We start from the raw sequence: 18,989 nt of genomic DNA, 5'->3' as shown, positions 1-18,989 counted from the left end.
CGGAGCCGAAAGGCTCCGTTTCTTTATCTGCTAATTATTTGAAATTAAATCCATCTGGATGGTTTTCCAGGCTGCCAGTCAACGCCGCGAACAGCACCGTTTTACCATCAATCGAGAGCGCATCGTTCACATTCAGCCAGGTGAGCTTCTCTTGCGAAGTTTTCTCATCAATAGTCGAGAACAGACCCGTCATCTGATTAGATTTCTCGGACCACATCACCGCAATACGTTGCGAGCCGCAATCATGCGGTTTGCACGCACTCATCACCTGATAAGTCTCATCTCCCAACGTTACGGTTTGTGCGGGGGTATAAGTACCGCCTTTCATCACCCAGACTGGTAGCTTATGCCCTTGCACCATCTGATTAAACGCAGCTTTGGTAGCTTCGCCCTTTGCCAGGCTGCTAATTGTTAAATCATCCTGCGCCATTGCACTGGTGGCGATGACCAAAGCGGCGACTGTCGTTATTGCCTTAAACATCATTCCTCCCGAGCTTATCCTGCCCATGTTATTAACACCCTAAAGCCTGGCGATAACACGATATTTTGCAAATCAGATATTTCCAATATCTGCATTTGTTATCAATTTATTCCACAGTAAGGTAATAGCCTGATAAGGTGTTAAAGTTATAAATCCCTTCGCATAAAGGAGTTGTACACCGTGCCTGGTTTGAAGATTACGCTTTTGCAGCAACCGTTGGTGTGGATGGATGGTCCCGCCAATCTGCGCCACTTTGATCGACAACTGGAAAGTATTACCGGGCGTGATGTGATCGTTCTACCGGAGATGTTTACCAGCGGCTTTGCCATGGAAGCGGCGGTTACGTCTCTGGCGCAGCAGGACGTGGTGAACTGGATGACCGCCAAAGCGCAGCAGTGCAATGCGCTGATTGCAGGCAGTGTTGCATTACAAACGGACTCAGGTTCGGTTAATCGCTTTTTGCTGGTTGAGCCGGGCGGCACGGTACATTTTTATGACAAGCGTCATCTGTTCCGCATGGCGGATGAGCATCTGCATTATAAAGCGGGCAATGAGCGAGTGATTGTGGAATGGCGCGGCTGGCGTATTTTGCCGCAGGTGTGCTACGACCTGCGTTTTCCGGTGTGGTCGCGCAATCTCAATGATTATGACCTCGCCATCTACGTCGCCAACTGGCCTGCCCCGCGCTCTCTGCACTGGCAGGCTTTGCTGACGGCTCGCGCTATTGAAAACCAGGCATATGTGGTGGGATGTAATCGCGTGGGTAGTGATGGCAATGGCTGCCACTATCGCGGTGATAGTCGGGTGATTAATCCGCAAGGCGAAACTCTCGCTACCGCCGAACCACATCAGGCCACACGCATAGATGCAGAACTTTCGATAGTGGCATTACGCGAATATCGTGAAAAATTCCCGGCATGGCAGGACGCGGATGGGTTCAGGTTGCTGTGAGTTGGCATTGTTTTTAGGGAAGGGGCGGGGTTAGACGCCCTCCGCAAGGACTGATACAGGATACAACGCTGGCAATGGAATCGTGAACAGGGATGCCATTTTTAAAATAACCATATTGCTTCAAAAAATCGAGATGTGTTTCCCCAAAATCCTCTATATCTTCCTATCCTTCAGCCCCGAAAATGACGGCACAGATTGTCAGCGCCAGGATATCTGACAATTTATGTTCCACTTTCCAGGCTTGTCTGTAATCGGGGATAATAGAAATATGTTCCATCAATTTTTTAAGTTCCATTTTGTTCTCCTTATTTATGTAAGGAGCATTTGATTATATATAAGCTGTGAAAAACAGTTTTTAGTAATAAGGAATTACTCAATTATTGAATATATAGTGCGAATTATTTAGTGCAAAAAACAACGTCATGTGATCTTTCCCTGGGGCAGCCCCCCCTTAATCACCGCTCACCACAAGCAACTAATAAAGGTAGTTAATCATGGCTGAACACGAATCATTACGCCGGAAGTCACCATTTCCAAAAAACAGCGCCATTAACAGGTGGGCTATGTCAGCGACCGGCATGAGAACCGTAAAATCGGCATGACCACGTATTACTCACGGCACCCCAGGTGCACCTTAAAGGCGACTGGCTGACTGAGGCGGGATTTGATACCGGGCGGGGTGTCACGGTGAAGATTTCGGAGGGGTGCCTGACCATCATCGCTGACAGTGACAAGGTGCAGGAACTGCGGGAGGAGCTTTATCAGGTTAAACAGGCAGTTAAGGGGATGCGTGACGGGATGTTTAGTGTGCTGAACGAGAGCTAAATAATAAAAAAAGCCGGGAAGATTTAATATTCTTTCCGACTTTATATATTTAGACAGCAATTATAATTTAGCAGGCTAATTTATCAGGGGTCCAGACACATCGTTTCCATTGAATTCCATTTTTATGTAATATTTTTTTTATATATTCTTCAAACTCATCATTAAAATATTCCTCTGAGTAAATTGTTATTTTAAGTGTATAATCTTCATCGCATAACAATTCACTAAGCCTGTCAGCCTTGTCTATAACTTTAATACTGAACTCATCAAGATCAGCACTGGCAATATAACGACCCTCATCATCTATACATATTAGTTTATGCTTGAATGCCAGTTCTGTTTTGATGATAAGTTCATCAAAGGACCCATCATCACTTAATACAAAAGTTAACCATCTCTTATTAATACTCATTAACTCCTACTTACAGCCAACATTGTGCTGAGTATCGCCATGCCGCGCCAAATCGCTTAACTCATGGGTTTTAAAAATTCTGAAACCAAAAGGTTCAGCTCTTAATCCAGGGAAAATCGCACGTAATTTACGATCTATAGATGCCTCGATTTCTTTCATCCCTGAAATCTCTGCAGCATCACGACGCCTGTTAGTAAAGGCGGGATCATTAGCCAAAAAATCTGATTTTATATAAGCATCCACATCAAAGTTATTAAAATCTATAGGTCTAGAGATACTTGGATCGTGCGCTTTACTAATACCACTTGCTGCACTACCTCTGTAACCTATTGTAGCATTAGGATCAATTGCTTGTATTGCTGATAAATGTTCTCTAAGAACAGCATCGATTTGTTGTTGAGCACTATTTAAATTAGTTAGCCCTAAGGGATCTATATAACTTAACGGATTAGGCGCATAAGCATAAAGGTTTATGCCCCCCGCCAGCCCTATCGGGTCCTGGCTGATAAACCTCCCGCACTCCGGCGCATAATACCTGAACAGATTATAGTGCAGCCCCGTCTCTTCATCATAATACTGCCCCGGCAGCCGCAGCGGCTGCTCAAAGTACGCCCCGCTGTTGCTGATGTCGCCCCGGTTTTCTCCAAACCCCGCCTGGTAGCCCGCCCATACCAGCGTCCCGTCCGCTGCGGTCACCTCCTGTACCGTTCCCGTCAGGTCCGTGTGGTAATACCAGATTTTCCGGCTCTCTCCGCACCCCGTGATGGCCGCCAACGGCGTGTACGGCTGTTCCGCGTCGTACAGGTACGTCCGCTTTCCCTGCCACGTTGTCTCCTGCAACAGCCGGAACCCTTCCCACACAAACGTCGTCCGCCGCTGTTCCCTCTGGTCCGTATGGCGGCCATATGTCGCCTTGATGATGCGCCTGCCCAGCGCATCGTACTGATACCGCGTCTCGCTGTTGCTGCTGATAACCCGCGTTAACTGGCCCTGCGCGTTCCACTCCAGCTGCTGGTCCCTGCGCTCTGTCAGTTCGCCCCATTCGTTATAGCTGTAGCGGTCACGCCCGTAGCCCGGCAGGCGGTTATCCATCACCGCGCCCTGATATTCATCCGTCAGCAGGTTTCCCGCTTTATCGTAATAATAATGGTCATGGTCGTACATCTGACCCGTGCGCCCGGTCAGCCAGCCGCTCCGGTCATAGCTGAACACCAGGCAGCCGCGCAGTTTGTCGTTAATGCCGCCGACTTCACCGTCTGCGTTCCAGATGTAATCCCGCGCCGTCACGCTGTCGTTCTGCGCCGGGGGAGTACCGGCCTGCTGCGGAGTCTGGCTGCCGGTTATCAGGCTGCGCTGCCAGCTTAACCGGTTGTCGGCGTTGTACCCGCTGAACGTCGTCAGCGCCCCCTGGGTGCGCATCACCTGGCGGTGCAGGCTGTCACGTTCATATTCACTCACCGTGATACCGTCCAGCGCCGTCTGCAACAGATGCCCGCTGCCGTAGTAAAGATGGCTGAGATGTTGCCCGTCCGGCAACGTGATATCGGTGGGATTACCCAGCACGTCGCGCCGGTACGTTATGCTGCCGTGCACGCTGTGCTCCGCCGTCAGCCACCCGCTGCGGTCATACGAAAAGCGTACCGTGTCCGGCTGCATGTGATGCAGCCGTTCCCCTTCTTCCGTGGGGGTGAGCGTCACTTCCGTTATCTGGTCAAGGCGGTTATAGCTGAAGGTCCGTGTACTGTGCTGCGTGTCACTGCGCAGCAGGCGGCCCAGCGCGTCACGCACCTGCCGCTCATCACGCACCCCGCCCTCTGTGCCCTGCATCTGGATGATGACCGGATACCCGCTAGCGTTCAGCACAAACATCCGTATCAGACCGTCCGGGCGCTGTTCTCCCGTCAGCCGCCCGTCCGCATCGTGGCTGAACCGGTACTGTGCCCCGTTGCCGTTAGTCAGGCTGGCAACCAGACCTTCCGGTGTGTACTGCCAGCGCGTCTCCCGTTTCTCTTCATCCGTGTGAACTGCCGGCAGGCCGCGCGGCGTATACTGCCAGGACTGTACGCTGCCCGTGATGCGACGGTGGCTGCTCAGTAATCCCAGCGCATTCCACGTGTAACGGTCCTGCTGTTTACCGGGGTGGCTGACCGTCTCCGGCAGCCCCAGACGGTTATAGCTGATGCGTACCGTTTTTCCCTGTGCATCCGTCACCGCCGTAAGGTTGCCGTCTTCATCGTATTCATAATCCGTGGTGCGCCCTGAACAGTCGGTGTAACGCGTCAGTTGACCGCGCGCATCGAGCACCAGCACAACCTCGCCGCCCCGCGCATCCGTGCGGCTGACCGCCAGCCCCTGTTCATCATACCCGTACCGCGTGACGCGCCCTTCCGGGTCTGTCTCCCGTATCACCTGCCCGTGTTCGTTGTAATCCGCCTTCCATACGTGGTCGTCATCCAGTGCCCGGCGCGTGATTTCAGCAAAACTGCCGTTCCACTGCGTCTGTGTCACCCTGCCCGCCGGGTCCGTCTCTTTCACCACCCGGCTCAGGGTGTCGTATTCCAGCGTTACCCTGCGTTCGCCGGGGAGTTCCACGGCGACGGGAAAATGGTTTTCGTTGTAGGTGAAGCGGTACATCCCGCCGCCCGGCGTCCGGTGCGCGGTCACATACGTCTGTTCATCAAACCACCACTGCCACTTCTGCTCTAACCTGCCGGTTACCACCGTCTGCCCGCCAGCAAAATCATAGTGGAACCGGTAATCCTCGCCGTCGCTGGTCGAGTGCTCCACCACACGGGGAAAACCCTCAACTTCTTCCCAGCGGTAGGTACAGGTGAAGCCCGTCGCGTTGCGGTGCTCTGTCATCAGGCCATTTTGATAGGCAAACTGACGCACCGTCACACCGGCCCGGTTCACCACGCCGGTCAGTTGCCCGTTATCATCGTAACGATATTCCACCAGGTTGCCGGGACGCCCGCCCTTCACCAGCTCAATATGCGAAAGTCGTTCTCCTGCCGGCGTCAACGTGCGGTGCAACAGCAAATGGTGTCCGCTGCTGGAGGCTACCCGCACCAGCCTGCCGTTCTCACGCCCGAAAGCAATTCGCTGCCGGTGCGGCGTCTCCATAAAAAGTAACGGCGCGACGCCGTGGTCATCAAATTCATCAAACACGTAATAGCTGCGGTCGGTGTAGTGCAGCACATAGCGCCCGTCATGCAGGCGGCTAAGGTAAAACTGCTCTTCGGGGTCGAATATCTGATGGCCCGGCGTCAGCATTTCTTTCGGATAACTCAGCTCCCGGCCCTGTACTCCGATGAAGGTGATATATGCCTCATCTTCGCGCAGGTTTATCTCCCAGTTCAGCCGCCATCCTCTACCCAGAACTCCCTCTGTTTCCAGGTGGCTGGCATAAAAGCGTGAGCAGGTGACAGGCAGACGGCCCGGCAGGGTGAAATCCGTCTCCGGCAACAGGATTTTTTGCCCGGTCGTGACATCCACCGGGTTGCTGAACAACCCCATAGCGGCCTCGGAAACGGCCATCCCGGTAATTTCGCCACCAATAAATTTGGCCGCGCATTTTGTGCCAAATTTCGAGCCCAGCTTTGCCGCCTGACGCCAGGCGCCAGCCAGCCCGCCAAGCATTCCGGCGACCACAAACAGTACATCCACCACCTGACGCAGCCAGTCGGGGATTTCCGGGCTGATTTCCAGCACCGTCTGCGTACCGCCGCCGAGGAAGACATTGGGAGAGCCGTCCTCAATCACTGCATCACATTCAGTGTGGTCATCCTTACGGGCGGCGGGCTGGCTGTTGATGTAGATGTTGCCGGATCCCTGAGCAATGCGGATTTCCGGGGAATGGTCTTCGCATATCACCGTACTCAGTACGGCCCGAGCAGCAGGTCGGCTGTTGGTGCTGACATTGGGAGAGCCGGTCAGAATTTTTCCCGCAGTGGAATGTATCGAGCGCCCGATGGCCTCTCCCAGTTGTAATACCCCGGAGGCTATCTGATCAGCCAGAAAACCCAGAATCAGCCCGGCCAAAAAACCACAGGTAAAGAAAGCAAAGGCGGCGACGGCAATAATGGCGATGCCAATGACAGCCCCGATAAGAAACCCGGCAAGGGCGCTGGTGTGGTAGATGGGGTCATCCACCCGTGCGGCTTCATACATGACAAAACCTCCATGTTGTTTTAACTTTTAGCGGGCTGAAAACTGGTCAACCAGGCAGTCCATAGCTGGTCAGTATGCTCATCAAAAGGACGTTGACTGGTCAGGGTTAACACCAGAACCTTTCCTGGCCCGGTGATAAACCCGGCCTGACGCTGGTACACTTCTGTTTTTCCAGAACGATGAGTTGCGAGAATCTGTTCACCTGTCATGGCAGCTTCGCCAGTTCCCGCCACTGCCGTTCCCCGCGAAAGTACCCGGTGCTGACCCAGGTTTTTTTTCATCAAGGCTATCTGGCGGTCAATGTAGGTGGTCAGGTTTTCCTCGGGCCTGAGCGTGTCGCGGGAAATATTCAGACTGGGAGTTGCCCTCTCATTGCCCGACGGGACGAAGATATTGACGGTGCGATCAAGAAAAGTTTCAGGCAGGGCAAAGCTGCCCTCCTGAATACGGTAAAGGCTGGTCATAGAAAAAATTCCTTTTATATTTTTTTATTCAGAAACGTCCGGGGTAGGTAACGGGGCAATATCATCCGCAGTCATGGCTGTGCCGCCATCCGGATTCATATCAATGCCACTGCCAATGAGTTGCATAACATCGCTGGTGTGCAGTAAAAGTTGTTTTCCGCAAAACTCAATCGAGCCATCCTTGTGTAATACAAGCGCTGCATTGCCGCAGCGAAGGGTAAATTGATCGCCAACGTCCAGACGATATGTCGTCCCGACATTGATGGTTTGAGCTAGTTTGACGGAAAGCCCATCATTTTTTGTGATGGTGGCATTACGGTCTTCTCCCACGCTGATGGTTTCATTTTTGACAATGGTTTTTGTGCGATCGACCATGACCGTGTGGGTTTCATTGTTTTTTACTGTGGTATTGAGGTCTTTTTCCGCATGGAACTTCACCTCTTCCGCGCCCGTTTTGTCATCGAAGCGCAGCATGTTTCCGTTGGTCGGCCCCCCCTGTAACGAATGGCTGAATATCCCGCTCTGCGACGCCATGCCCGGCAGTCCCCACGGCGGCATCGTATCCTGGTTGTATGTCCGCCCTACAATGATGGGTAAATCCGGGTCGCCGTTTTTGAAATCCACCAGCACTTCCTGGCCGATGCGCGGGATCTGGATCATCCCGAATCCTTTTCCCGCCCATGGGTAGCTGACGCGGATCCAGCAGGAGCTGTTTTCGTCATTGTTACCATAACGATCCCAGCCAAACTGCACCTTCACCCGGCCATATTTATCCGTCCAGATTTCCTGCCCCGCCGGACCGGTGACGATGGCGCTCTGCGGGCCTTTGGTATGGGGTTTGCTCAGGGTTCGCTGTGGGCGGTAGACTTCACTGGTAGGGTGCAGTTCGAACGTGGTGACATAGGTAAAATGCTGGTCCTGGCCGCTGTACTGCGCATTGTCCCGTAAAAACAGTGTGGTCTGCACCAGCAGATATTCCTGGTTGACCTCCGCCGTCGGATGATTAATCAACGTAAAGGTGTAACCAGTCATGAGGGTGCGGATATTCCCCGCCCCTCCAACCCGGCTGCCAGGGCTGCGCTGCGCTTCCATACGAATGCGCGTCAGCATCTCACCTTCCCCTATAGTGAAGTAATCACCAGGCCATTCGTAATGCTCATATTCAGCATGACCGGTATCACGCGGATTAGCCACGGTACTTTTCAGCAGCGAACGCGGCTTCATAAAATCAAAATCGTCCAGCACCCACTTTCCAGTACGCAGCCTCTCACTGGCCGTAATGGTGTGGATAAATTCCTTATCCAGCTTCAGTCCTTCCTGGTGCCACTCTACCAGCGGCGAGTCTGGGCACACTTTATGACCATTGATGGCATCAGCCAGTACCAGTGTGTGGCTGTTCTCGCTGTGCTCAAACCACCAGTAAATACCCCATTCCTGCATCAGGCGCTGGATGAAATCAAAATCGGTTTCACCATACTGCACCTGCCAGGCGCGGGGCGGATAATTTTCCACCAGCCGTTTTTCCACCGGAAAAGAATATTCAGCCAGGACTTCATCCAGAATCTCCACCACGGTTTTGTTCTGGAAAGCTTTGTAGTCGCTGGTGTGGGTCAGCAGCTTCAGCCACGGTTCAATGCGCAATTCATACGTGACTGAGCGCCCCTCGTGACCGACTACCCTCGCAGCCGTCACCAGCCCGCTGATATGCCGTTTGCCGCCGCCATCCAGTTCAATATTGACGCACAGGTCTTTGCCCACCATCGGTTTGAGCGGCAGATTGGCAGCAGGGGAGACATATCCGAGGTTCAGGGTGTCAGGCGTTTTAAGCTGTACTGTATAGGAAAACAGATTCCCAAGCCCTTCCGAACCATTCATACCTGCAAACAGCAGCATCTGCGCCGGCACCGCACTACCACTTACTGTGACGTTATGCGCCCCCGGACCAGCGGCAGCAAGCGATGCCGCCGCATCCTGAACTGCACCAGCCATATCCGAGATCCCTGCCGCTGCGGCGGCAGCCTGCGCAGCAGCTACTGCAGCTTTAACCAGTCCTGACGGTTCTGGAAGCGCACCAAATAGATCTGCAACTGCCTGTTCTGCCATCTGTTCGGCTGCATCAGCAACACCAGTTGCGGCTGAACCTGTGCTCATACCGCCACTTTCGCGAGCTATTGGTGGTGTGGTGATGACGGGTCCACCGTTTCCAACTGGTTTATTACCCGTAGATACAAAACTCATGGTGTTTACTCCTTTAATACCGGATTAAAATTTAGCCCCTGGTGGCCAAAAAATATAAGAAATAACCCGCCACTGCCCGTCTTTATAATGGAACCAGCATGTAAGATTTAAATCCTCTTGCAGGTTCCAGAACATTTCTTTAATAGGAACATCTTTAAATTCAGGGTTTGTGATGCGATAAGTCTGATTCAAGCCGATATAATATTCACCGGCAAACTTATATCGTGGCTTCATGAACTCATGAACAGGTGGGCCGTATTTTTCCACAAAAAAAGCATCGTTACTTCCATTCTGTATATCATTTTCCTCATAATACCTGGTAGATTGAGAAACTACAGAAGGCTCGAAAACATTTGCTGTGATTACGTAATTTATTGAAAGAAAGAACACTATAATACAGATTAATTTCATTTGGTTACACTCAATAGAGTGAAGTTAGTATCAGGCATTATTACATTCAACGTTATAGTTGAGTTTTTAAGATATCTTTCCCGGAGTTCCATTCCCATATTCATCAGCCCACTAACATCTCCAACATACGGAGACGAAGAATCATAATCATCATCTAAGTAACCAAGTACATGTCCGGCTTCATGTGGTATATTTATTTGCACTGTATTGTTACAATTAAAACATTTTGCTACTTTCTCCAGGTCTGCTGAGTCAACATGAACCGTGCTGTTCTTAAAATCAACATACGTTCTTAAATCAGCACCAGGCAAAACTTTAGTTGCAATTACCAACCAGTCTTCATTCTGAGATACAGGAATTATCCTCACATCAAAAGGCAAAGCTTCCCCCTGGAATTTTTTAGCGAACTCAGACTCACCGGAAACAGAATAAGTTATTTTGCCATTCCATGCCTGTTGAACAGATAAATATACTGATCTCATGAAAATAGCTTTTTCCAATACAGTCCAGTCATCTGTAACGGTATTATCCTTATACCACTCATACTTCCACTTTATCACTACAGAAATAGAGCCAGTATTTTTATTTAATAAATACGTCATTCTGTCATCTTTGTGAGTGATGACATCACCGTCAATATCTGTTTTTGCATAGTATTCTGCCAGCAGGCCGTTTTCATCATATTTAAGCTTGGTCATTTTATTCTCGTTAAATATTATATGGTTTCATCTGAAATATTTTGGGGGGGGAATATGATTTTATATATTATGAGGATTGCCCCGTCAGCCGCAGCGCATCCACATACCGCCCCTCGCTGTTCTGCTGCCAGAACCAGCCCTGCCCTTGTTGTGCCTGCGTCAGCATTTTGTCCGGCCAGCCCGGCCACGGCAGGTGCCGCACGCCGGGCAGTTCCACTACCGGTGCGTCCGGCAGGCCGGTGAGTTCCCGGCTGCGCTGCGGTACACGCCGCAAACCACGCAACCACTGCGCCCAGCGTGGCCCCGGTCGCCACATCGCCCACAGCTGGTCTGCCTGCTCCGCCAGTCGCCCGCAGCGTTCTGTCTGTGGTGAGACATGTACTGCCGCCAGTCTTGCCAGCCAGTACAGCCAGCCTTGCGTTTCATCCAGACTCTCTTCCAGCCATTCCCGTCCGGCACGCTGGTAAATCACCAGCGGCCACGGCCTGCCCGTGCTGTCACGTGAGGCGGTCAGTACCCCTGTCAGCCATTCATCACGCCCGCCAATGGGTAAAAACCCCGGCGACAGGACGAAGCTCCACGGCAGCGGATGGTGCTCCGGCAGCACCGACGTTTCACGCGGTGATAAGTGCATCCAACCGTCATTCTCTCCCGTCGTCACGGTATTCGATCCTTCCGGCAGTACAATATGCCGCCCCTGCCCAAGCCACGTCTGCTGGTTCAGCCACGCCTGCCACACCTGTCCTTCGTTCGCGCTCACCCGCCAGCGCACATAATCACGCTGGTCCGGCAACCTACCGAACATCGCCGGGGTCGATACTGCCGTAGCACGGCGCATTAGAGCGCCCTCTCCGGGCAGGCGAAGCGTTGCAGTAGTCCCCGGTTCACCGGGTCAAAGTCTCTCCCGGCGGTGATTTCCAGCACTACCCGTCGCCCATCAAAACTGTACTCCACCTGCTGCGTTCCCCGTACCGCTGTATCCTGCGCGTTACCCGCGTCCAGCAGGTGAAACAGCGCCCACGGCCCGTTAGTCAGTAGCGTCGAGGTGTCCTGGCGGATGCGCGGGCTAGCGGTGATTTCCGCCATTGAGCCGTTGCGCGGCCCCGGCCAGTTCACTTTTAGCGGCCTGACCGGGCCGTGAGCGTAGCGCAACACCTGACCGTCAATATCAATCACCAGTTCGGTGATGGCAGGGTCCATATCCACGACGCGGACCTGCATCGCCCAGGAGAACTTTTTCCCACCTTCCCCGTTAAAAAAAACGCTTCGGATCTGTTTCGCCTCCTGAAATGGCGTCAGATCCGGCCCCTGTAAGGTCATATTGCCTTCGGTCGGTTTGTAGCGCCACGGATTGCTGGCGGTATCCGCCAGCGGGGCCAGTTGTTTCGTCCAGAAGGCATCCAGCACGCCGCCGCTGGCAAAGATACGGTTAAAATCGTCCGCGCTGACTTCCTGTGGACTGTCGGCAAAGGGATAACGTCCGTCAATGGCATCACGGCACTCATCACCGATCACCGCCTCCATTTGCGCATTCAGCACTTCACCCGTTCCGGCATTGATTTTGCGTGTCCCCTGCTGTGTTAAATCCAGCAGAATATTTTTCAGCGGCGCGGGTAGTTTTGCTGCCTCCAGTTGAAGTTTATCCGCCGCCGAAATGCGACCCGGTAATGTGCTGGCCGCCAGTGCACTGTCTGCAATGGTGAGCTGGGTGTAATATTCATTGAGCATCGTCAGCAGCGAATTAAGCTGTGGTGCGCCGCCCCCTTGTCCGCTGTCCATACGCCCGGAAACAACTTCCCGCAATGCGGCAAAACGATCATCCACCAGCGTTTTCTCCAGACGTTCTTCTGGATGGATATCCTGGAACAACTTCGCCGTCTGTACCGCTTTTCCCGCATTACCGGAAAGCCGATCCTGCGCTCGCTGGGCCATCTGCTTTTGTCTGGCCTGTGCATCCAGCGGCGGTACCAGGGTGGTCTGCTCCACCACGGCTTTACTCAGCCGCATCAGCGGTGAATCCGGCGAGGCCAGGGTACGAAGTACCTGAAGGTCATAGGCCAGCCCCGGACTACCGTCCTCCCCGGCGCTGTTGATGCTGTGAATACTGACCAGAAAATCCTGCCACCGGCGGGCATATTCAGCCAGGTACAGGCGACGGACTTCACGGGTAACCGGGAGTTCCTGTCCCGGTAGCTGGCTCATTACATTCTCAGTCGTTTTTTTTTGCGCATTTTCCCGCCCCATTACCCAGGCATCATTCGCTGACGCTGCGGTAACAAATTCAGGCAGTCGTTTGTCAAATAACCCCCGGTAGCCTTCGCGGGTGAAGATACCCGGTACACCCCGATCCAGCGGCGCGCCATCAGTACGAACAAAGACGCTTCCTGCATCTGCCCCTACAGCGCGCACCAACGAAAACTCCTGCGGTGCTTCACTCTCCATAGAAGCCAGTGCACGAGCATAGATACGCTCAGTGCTGGTGTGTCCATCGAGGAAAGTTCGCGCCTGGCGGATCAACCTCTCATCTTTTTCGTAGGGCGAATGCACTACGCGGCTACCGTCAAACAGAGCGTCGATATGTTCCAGCACGGCTGCGCGACCACCAAACTCCGCCATGCTATCTCGGTTGTCCAGGTCATTCAGTACCCATGAGTGAATTTCCGCCGCGTTGTATTTGTCCTCGTGGTCTTTATCGAGGTTCAGCAGCAAATAAACATGCAGGGCGTCATAGGCGGCTTTGCTGTCCTGACGCGCTATCGCATCCGAAAGCACATATTCCATGCGTTTTACCAGCGGCGGCAGCAGCAACCGTTCCAGCAGGCGGTCATACAGGGACGCCACGCTCTCCGTCACCGGCGGAACGCTGTAAAGGCCATAACGCCAGGCCAGCGGCGGTGAGTCAGGATCCAGACCAGGCCAGGCTGACAACGCCCGTGCCTGGTTCAATAATGCCGGAACCGGCTGCATCGCGGGGTTTCCGGTATAGTCTTTGACATCGGTATCCAGTCGGGTCGTACGGTTAGCAATTTCGCTCAGATACCCGTTGTTACCCTGCTGGCTGCCCTGCATTCCCTGCCATAACCAGAAAGCCAGCGCCAGTACCAACAGATGCCCGCCGGTACGCAGTAGTCGATAACGCCATGCCCACTGGAGATTCGGCTCCACCAGGTGCGCTTCACGGAAGATTAACTGTTTTAGTAGATCGTGGAGAAAATAGCTGCGGTTGCCGTCCGGCAGGGTATGAGACGGTGAATCCGCCTTCCCTTTTATTGCCCGCACAAAACGCTGCCAGATGCCCGTATGGTCTGCCACGGCGTCCGCCTGCGCCTGCGCGGCGCTGGTGAAAAAGACGCCGCGTAGGGTGTTGTTAAGCTGGGTGGCGTCGAATTTTGAATCGAGGAAGATCTGTTCAATGGCTTCCAGCAATGGCGCGCCCAGCGCGGCAAATTCACGCGGGAAGCGGTAGAGCCGTTGGCGGCTTTTAAGGTCGTACTCCTCCTGCAACCGGGTATCCAGCCCCTGATCCAGCCGCCGCGTCAGATTTGCCAGTTCCTGCCCACAGAGCGCATGTCGCGACTGCAGATCTGCGGAATTCCGTTTCCGGCTGTAAGGCAAAGTGAAGCCCCATACCTGGGTACGAAGGTGACTGGTAAGACCACGGAAATACTCCGTAAAGCCCGGCAACAGATCCATTTTTGTGACAATAAGATACACAGGAAAACGGATCCCTAGCGTCTCTCTCAGTTCTGCCAGCCGTGCACGCAGGGCTGCACAAGTAGCCAGGCGTTCTGCCGATGACTGCGCGGTTAGATCTGCCACGTTCAGCGTCAGAAGCACGCCGTTCAACGGCGCGTTGGGGCGGTGTTTTCGCAGCAACCCCAAAAACCCTTGCCACTCTCCGGCGTTACGCTGTGTCGCGTTCGTTTCGCCGCCGTCATCATGGCGGGCATAGCGCCCAGCGGTATCGATAAGTACCGCTTCGTTGGTAAACCACCAGTCGCAATGCAGCGTGCCGCCACCAGGTACATTCAGGATATGTACGGTCTGTTCCATCTGTTCTGCTAGTGGGAACTGCAATCCAGTGTTGAGCAACGCGGTAGTTTTACCATCGCCTGGACTGCCGATGACCATAAACCACGGTAACTCGTACAGAAAACGCTTTCCTTCCAGGACCTTACGCCAAAATGGCTGATCTACTCGTAGTTGTTTCAGTTGGCGGATGGCGCGGGTGACAATATTGCTGACGGTGCGCAAATCAGCTTTAATTTCCCCGGCCACCGGCACGTCTTCCCCACGAGGATGCAGGAAACGGCGCAACAATTGTTCATCCAGGCGCAGCGCCCGCCACAGGCGGTACAGGCCGTATAGTGCATAAGCCAGCAGGATCAGACCGATAAGCGTCAGACGCAGCCACAATGGCGTAAAAGGGCGAACGTCGCCAAAGGCCAGCAACGGCGACACAAAACCGATGATCAGGCACAGAACCGTAACGCCAATAATGCTCATTGACCAGTTCACCAGCCACAGTATGAGTAGCATCAGTAACAGAACAATGGTCACCCCCCGATTGCCCACAGATGCCAGCGGATGCATGGTGTCAAACGCCACCAGCGGTCCGATAAACCAGACCAGCAGCGCCAGCATCACCACGCCGACAATCGCCAGTGCGCGGCGGGAAAACAGCAGACTGAGAAATTTTTGCATTATTGTTCAGAGCTCCATGCGATAATCAGTAATAGCAAAATACCCAGGACTGAAAACCCCTTTCCTGTACGTGATACTGAAAGAAAATAAAGAACAATCTGAATAGCCGCTGAAATAGAATAAATTAATCTTCTGATTACCTCTCTATTTCCATTTCCCTGAGGCAATGCTGTTATTGAAGGCTCCATATCCTGCATCCACTGATACTCATTCCCGGAAAAAAGCATGATAGTGACCAACCCCATAATGAATAATAACCATCCTGTTATCTTAATTATTTTTTTCATGAGGACTCCCTGGCAGTCATTAATAAACCAGAGAAATGTAACCAGTTGTTGATAATAAAATCGCCATAGCTGGTATCTTTCTTTATTTTTTCCAGACTAAGAGAAATACCTCGATTATAACGAGCTCCAATAATTCTTATTTGTTCTTCTGTCAGGTGAGGTAAGGATACCTGAAAGCCATCTTTTTCAGCCAATTGATAAAGATGTCTTGCAGCTAATTGTATATTAAACACATTATGTTGGAGACAATTTGCCAGCTCACGCAACTGAGAATTATCCATTTTAGTCTCATCAAGCCCGAGTGTTTTGGCTGCAGTTCGCAATTGCATACTCACCGCACCAAAAGATGTTTTTTCTGGTTTCGAAGCTATTGTGATATGTTCATCAACCCACTCAGGCCCACTCCAACTCATAGCACGAAATTCAAATGCCAACGTGTCTATAATCTGAGGGGCTCCCCCTACTTCAATCCAACAAACTCCAGCAAGCAAGGGAGCAGGTAAATGCCAGGCATTTGCAGCTGCATTGATCAAAAGGCTGTTATGCTTCACCCAACCATCTTTAAAATAACGCCCAAATGCTACTCCTCCCCCCCATTTTTTAGGCGCCAGTTTCCAGAATATAAATTCTGTTACTCCCCACACTGGCGAATGGTTAGACGCATTACACTCCAGCTTTTCCATTATTAATTTACTCCACCACCAGAATTTCTACCCGGCGATTCTGCGCTCGTCCGGTTTTAGTGCGGTTATCAGCCACCGGCACGGTATCCCCCTTCCCGACAACCCGGATTCGACTGGCAGAAACGCCACCGGACTTCAACAGCATAGCCACTTCCGTCGCCCTTTTTTCCGATAGCTCCTGGTTAGATGGGAATTCCACAGAATGGATCGGCTGGCTGTCGGTGTGGCCGGTCACCGTCACTGCGCCCCCCACTCGCGCAATCTCGCGCGCGGCCTTATCAATCACCGGGCGGAGCGCGTCATTCACGGTTTTCTGCCCCGGCACAAACATCGTGTCGCCCCGGAAGACCACCCGACTGTGATGCTCATCTTCCTCCACCGTCAGCAGACCACGGGTGATCTCGTTCGCCAGCAAGATTTTCAGTCGCAGTTTATGCACGGGAACGGGTGGTGGCGGCAGATTTTTACCAATGGCATCGATACGCTGCTGTACGGCTTCTGTGGCGAGACTCATCCGGTGGTTGTAAAAACCAAATAAGGTCAACATCACCAGCAGGGCTATTCCGCCACTCAGCCAGACCGGCACTCGCTGCATCCGCCGAATCCGACCGCCGACGGCACCGGTGAAACCAGGCGAAAGTGTTGGTGTTACCAGATCGCGGCGCTGGATCAGTTGAGTCAGCAGTTGCTGGCGGATATCATCCAGTTGTTTACGCCCGTCGGGGCGCACGCTGTAACGCCCCTCAAAGCCCAGCCCCAGTATGTGGTAAATGATTTCCAGCACATCGCTGTGCTCCTGGAAGCTGGAGGCCAGACGACCAATTATCTGAAACAGCTTGATGCCACCTTCACTTTCGCCATGAAAGGTGATCAGCAGGCTTTTTCCAGCCCAAACCCCACGTCGCCCCCAGCTTGTATTGTTGGCGGCTTCGTCAAGCGCCGTACACAGGCAGTAGCGTACCGCCAGCACATGTTCGCGGCGCAGGTTTGCCTGGTCACACAGCGTCTGATATCGGCGAACCTCCCGCTCTAGCAGGGCTCGGTAATGTTCGATAAAACCAGGGGCGAGTTCGCGGGGCATCTGCGCCAGTGCGCATAACAGAGGACTAGCCGCCGCCAGCAGGGGATTAGCGGCAGCAGTGATTTCAGCCAGCCGGAGTTTCATATCCGGGCCGTCCTCAACTACCACCTTGCTCTCCTCCTTGCGAAGACTGTCCTTTATGCCCGCGCCGTAACCGTCATTGTCGGGTGCCTTTCCCCCTCCGGTTGATGGCTGAAATGGCAGGGTATTCGCCGCCTGCGGCGTCAGGATATCGTCGGTCATTTATCACGCACTCCCCACAGAGCCATCTCCAGCCCCGGAAACTCGCCGGCAGTGTGCATGGCCATACCTCCATAGCGGGCAATATGTTCCCAAAGCACTCCATCGCGGCGAATGTCGTAATAGATGTACCCGGACTGGAACGGAATCTGACGCGGGGGAACCGGCAGCACCTGCAAAGTCAGCCCCGGCAGGTGCGAGCGGATCAGTTCCGGCAGGCGTTCGGACGGCCCGATTTTGGTCTGGGCGGAAAAATATTGCAGCAGGGCGTCGGCAGACATCTGCGCCTTCACCGTCAGCACCAGCGCGCTGAAACCCGATAGTTCGGAAGGTTCAACCACCGCATTGAGGATGCCATAAGCCCCCTCTTCCAGCGGAATCCGCTGCGCCCCCCGGATCAGCACGGCATTCAGCAGGTACTGTACCTCGTCCACTACCGATTTCAGCCCAGCATAAGGCGTCAGGTGTTTATATTCTTTATATTCTTCCGGGCGGCGAGTTTGTGGTCGCACATAGGTCGAGAGTTCACCGGCCAGTTCGGACAGATTACGATAGAGCACTTCCGGCGACAGCGGCGTTTTCGCCAGATGGATAAGTAATGGGCCAAAACGATTGAGAATTTGTAACAGCAGGTAATCCGACACTTCCGCCGCCTCATGGCCGTGTTTATCACTGCCCGTCAACCGTTCCGCCAGTGAATCTGCGCGCATTTTTATCAGATCGTTGATCCACGACAGCCAAGTGCATATCAGTGAACTTGCCTGGTAGTTCACCACTGGCGGGATCAAATCTTTGTCAAGCTCGATCCGTCCATCAGGATGCTGGGCCGTAATGCGTGTCAGCGGCAGACCGATCCACGCATCCGTCACTGCCTTTTCCGGCAGTAGCCGCAGACGCAGGTGGCTGAGCTGCAACAATTGTGCGCCACGCCCCAACGAGTTGGCATCGCGAATTTCATTTTCATGCACCGAAAAGCGCGCCAGCGATTCCGGGTTATTGTCGAAGCTGGTTTCCTCGCTGTTCGGCGTTCGTACCGGCACCGCCAGGCAAATCTGCTGGTTAAGATGCTCCGGCAGAATGGTCAACGGCGGCGGCAGCGGCGTATGGCCCGGCGCATTAAACGGCGTACCGTCAGCAAACACCCCGGCAGCCTCCTTCAGCACCAGTTTGCCGATGTTCAGCGCCTCACTGTCAATGCTGTATTCACTAAAGCCCCAGAAAAAGGGGGAAAGCGGCAGACTGCGGTAGTGAATAACGTGTTCCAGATAGCGTTCCTGCTGCTGAAACATCTGTGGCAGCAAAAATTGTCCTTCACTCCAGACCACCCGGTTATTCCAACTCATA

14 protein-coding genes and 2 pseudogenes are annotated in these 18,989 nt (G+C 53.2%); 2 read left to right on the top strand and 14 right to left on the bottom strand.

The window, feature by feature from the left end; translation table 11 throughout:
* Positions 1 to 34 precede the first annotated feature (34 nt).
* The gene (ivy, locus tag WC5_RS10665) at positions 35 to 481 is read right to left on the bottom strand and encodes an Ivy family C-type lysozyme inhibitor (protein WP_016159303.1); all 447 of its coding nucleotides are present in this window, start codon (positions 479 to 481) and stop codon (positions 35 to 37) included.
* A gap of 180 nt (positions 482 to 661) precedes the next feature.
* Between ivy and WC5_RS10670 the strand changes: the two genes are divergently transcribed.
* A complete protein-coding gene (locus WC5_RS10670; protein WP_001118062.1) occupies positions 662 to 1,432 on the top strand; it encodes an amidohydrolase in 771 nt (256 codons plus the stop codon).
* A 46-nt stretch (positions 1,433 to 1,478) separates the two neighbouring features.
* Here WC5_RS10670 and WC5_RS24845 read toward each other — a convergent pair.
* A pseudogene (locus WC5_RS24845) lies at positions 1,479 to 1,727 on the bottom strand (transposase family protein); the annotation flags it as partial.
* A 199-nt stretch (positions 1,728 to 1,926) separates the two neighbouring features.
* On the opposite strand from WC5_RS24845, the pseudogene WC5_RS0122265 reads away from it, so the two are divergent.
* Positions 1,927 to 2,257 (top strand): annotated as a pseudogene (locus WC5_RS0122265) (SymE family type I addiction module toxin).
* Between the two features lie 67 nt (positions 2,258 to 2,324).
* Here WC5_RS0122265 and WC5_RS10675 read toward each other — a convergent pair.
* The 12 genes from WC5_RS10675 to tssK form a co-directional block, all read right to left on the bottom strand.
* The gene (locus WC5_RS10675) at positions 2,325 to 2,669 is read right to left on the bottom strand and encodes a hypothetical protein (protein WP_000026347.1); all 345 of its coding nucleotides are present in this window, start codon (positions 2,667 to 2,669) and stop codon (positions 2,325 to 2,327) included.
* Between the two features lie 6 nt (positions 2,670 to 2,675).
* A complete protein-coding gene (locus WC5_RS10680) occupies positions 2,676 to 6,839 on the bottom strand; it encodes an RHS repeat-associated core domain-containing protein (RefSeq protein ID WP_010349164.1) in 4,164 nt (1,387 codons plus the stop codon).
* A 20-nt stretch (positions 6,840 to 6,859) separates the two neighbouring features.
* Positions 6,860 to 7,303, bottom strand: a complete 444-nt coding sequence (locus WC5_RS10685) for a DcrB-related protein (protein WP_000203119.1) — start codon at positions 7,301 to 7,303, stop codon at positions 6,860 to 6,862.
* 24 nt (positions 7,304 to 7,327) lie between these two features.
* Entirely contained in the window at positions 7,328 to 9,541 is a 2,214-nt protein-coding gene (locus WC5_RS10690; RefSeq protein ID WP_000011502.1) for a type VI secretion system Vgr family protein, read from the bottom strand.
* A gap of 24 nt (positions 9,542 to 9,565) precedes the next feature.
* Positions 9,566 to 9,952: a hypothetical protein gene (locus WC5_RS10695; protein WP_010349160.1), complete on the bottom strand. Its 387-nt coding sequence runs from the start codon at positions 9,950 to 9,952 to the stop codon at positions 9,566 to 9,568.
* Positions 9,949 to 10,650 (bottom strand): hypothetical protein, encoded by a 702-nt coding sequence (locus tag WC5_RS10700; protein ID WP_000163824.1) that lies wholly within the window; start codon positions 10,648 to 10,650, stop codon positions 9,949 to 9,951. Before WC5_RS10700 ends, WC5_RS10695 begins: the two co-directional genes overlap by 4 nt.
* A gap of 67 nt (positions 10,651 to 10,717) precedes the next feature.
* Positions 10,718 to 11,488 (bottom strand): TagF domain-containing protein, encoded by a 771-nt coding sequence (locus WC5_RS10705; RefSeq protein WP_001250470.1) that lies wholly within the window; start codon positions 11,486 to 11,488, stop codon positions 10,718 to 10,720.
* Positions 11,488 to 15,354, bottom strand: a complete 3,867-nt coding sequence (gene tssM, locus WC5_RS10710; RefSeq protein ID WP_016231584.1) for a type VI secretion system membrane subunit TssM — start codon at positions 15,352 to 15,354, stop codon at positions 11,488 to 11,490. The genes WC5_RS10705 and tssM overlap by 1 nt, the downstream gene beginning before the upstream one ends.
* On the bottom strand, positions 15,354 to 15,641 hold the full coding sequence (locus WC5_RS10715) for a hypothetical protein (protein WP_000720310.1): 288 nt from the start codon (positions 15,639 to 15,641) through the stop codon (positions 15,354 to 15,356). Before WC5_RS10715 ends, tssM begins: the two co-directional genes overlap by 1 nt.
* Positions 15,638 to 16,324 carry a hypothetical protein gene (locus tag WC5_RS10720; RefSeq protein WP_000412905.1) on the bottom strand — a complete coding sequence of 229 codons (687 nt, stop codon included), beginning with the start codon at positions 16,322 to 16,324 and terminating at the stop codon, positions 15,638 to 15,640. Before WC5_RS10720 ends, WC5_RS10715 begins: the two co-directional genes overlap by 4 nt.
* A gap of 7 nt (positions 16,325 to 16,331) precedes the next feature.
* Positions 16,332 to 17,648: a type VI secretion system protein TssL, long form gene (gene tssL / locus WC5_RS10725; RefSeq protein WP_000128886.1), complete on the bottom strand. Its 1,317-nt coding sequence runs from the start codon at positions 17,646 to 17,648 to the stop codon at positions 16,332 to 16,334.
* The gene (gene tssK / locus WC5_RS10730; protein ID WP_016231583.1) at positions 17,645 to 18,988 is read right to left on the bottom strand and encodes a type VI secretion system baseplate subunit TssK; all 1,344 of its coding nucleotides are present in this window, start codon (positions 18,986 to 18,988) and stop codon (positions 17,645 to 17,647) included. Before tssK ends, tssL begins: the two co-directional genes overlap by 4 nt.
* Between the last annotated feature and the right edge of the window lies 1 nt (position 18,989).

Source organism: Escherichia sp. KTE114 (assembly GCF_000407765.1).
GTDB classification, from domain to species: domain Bacteria; phylum Pseudomonadota; class Gammaproteobacteria; order Enterobacterales; family Enterobacteriaceae; genus Escherichia; species Escherichia ruysiae.
Note: the sequence above shows the minus strand (reverse complement) of the source record. Positions and strands in the feature narration are given on the sequence as shown.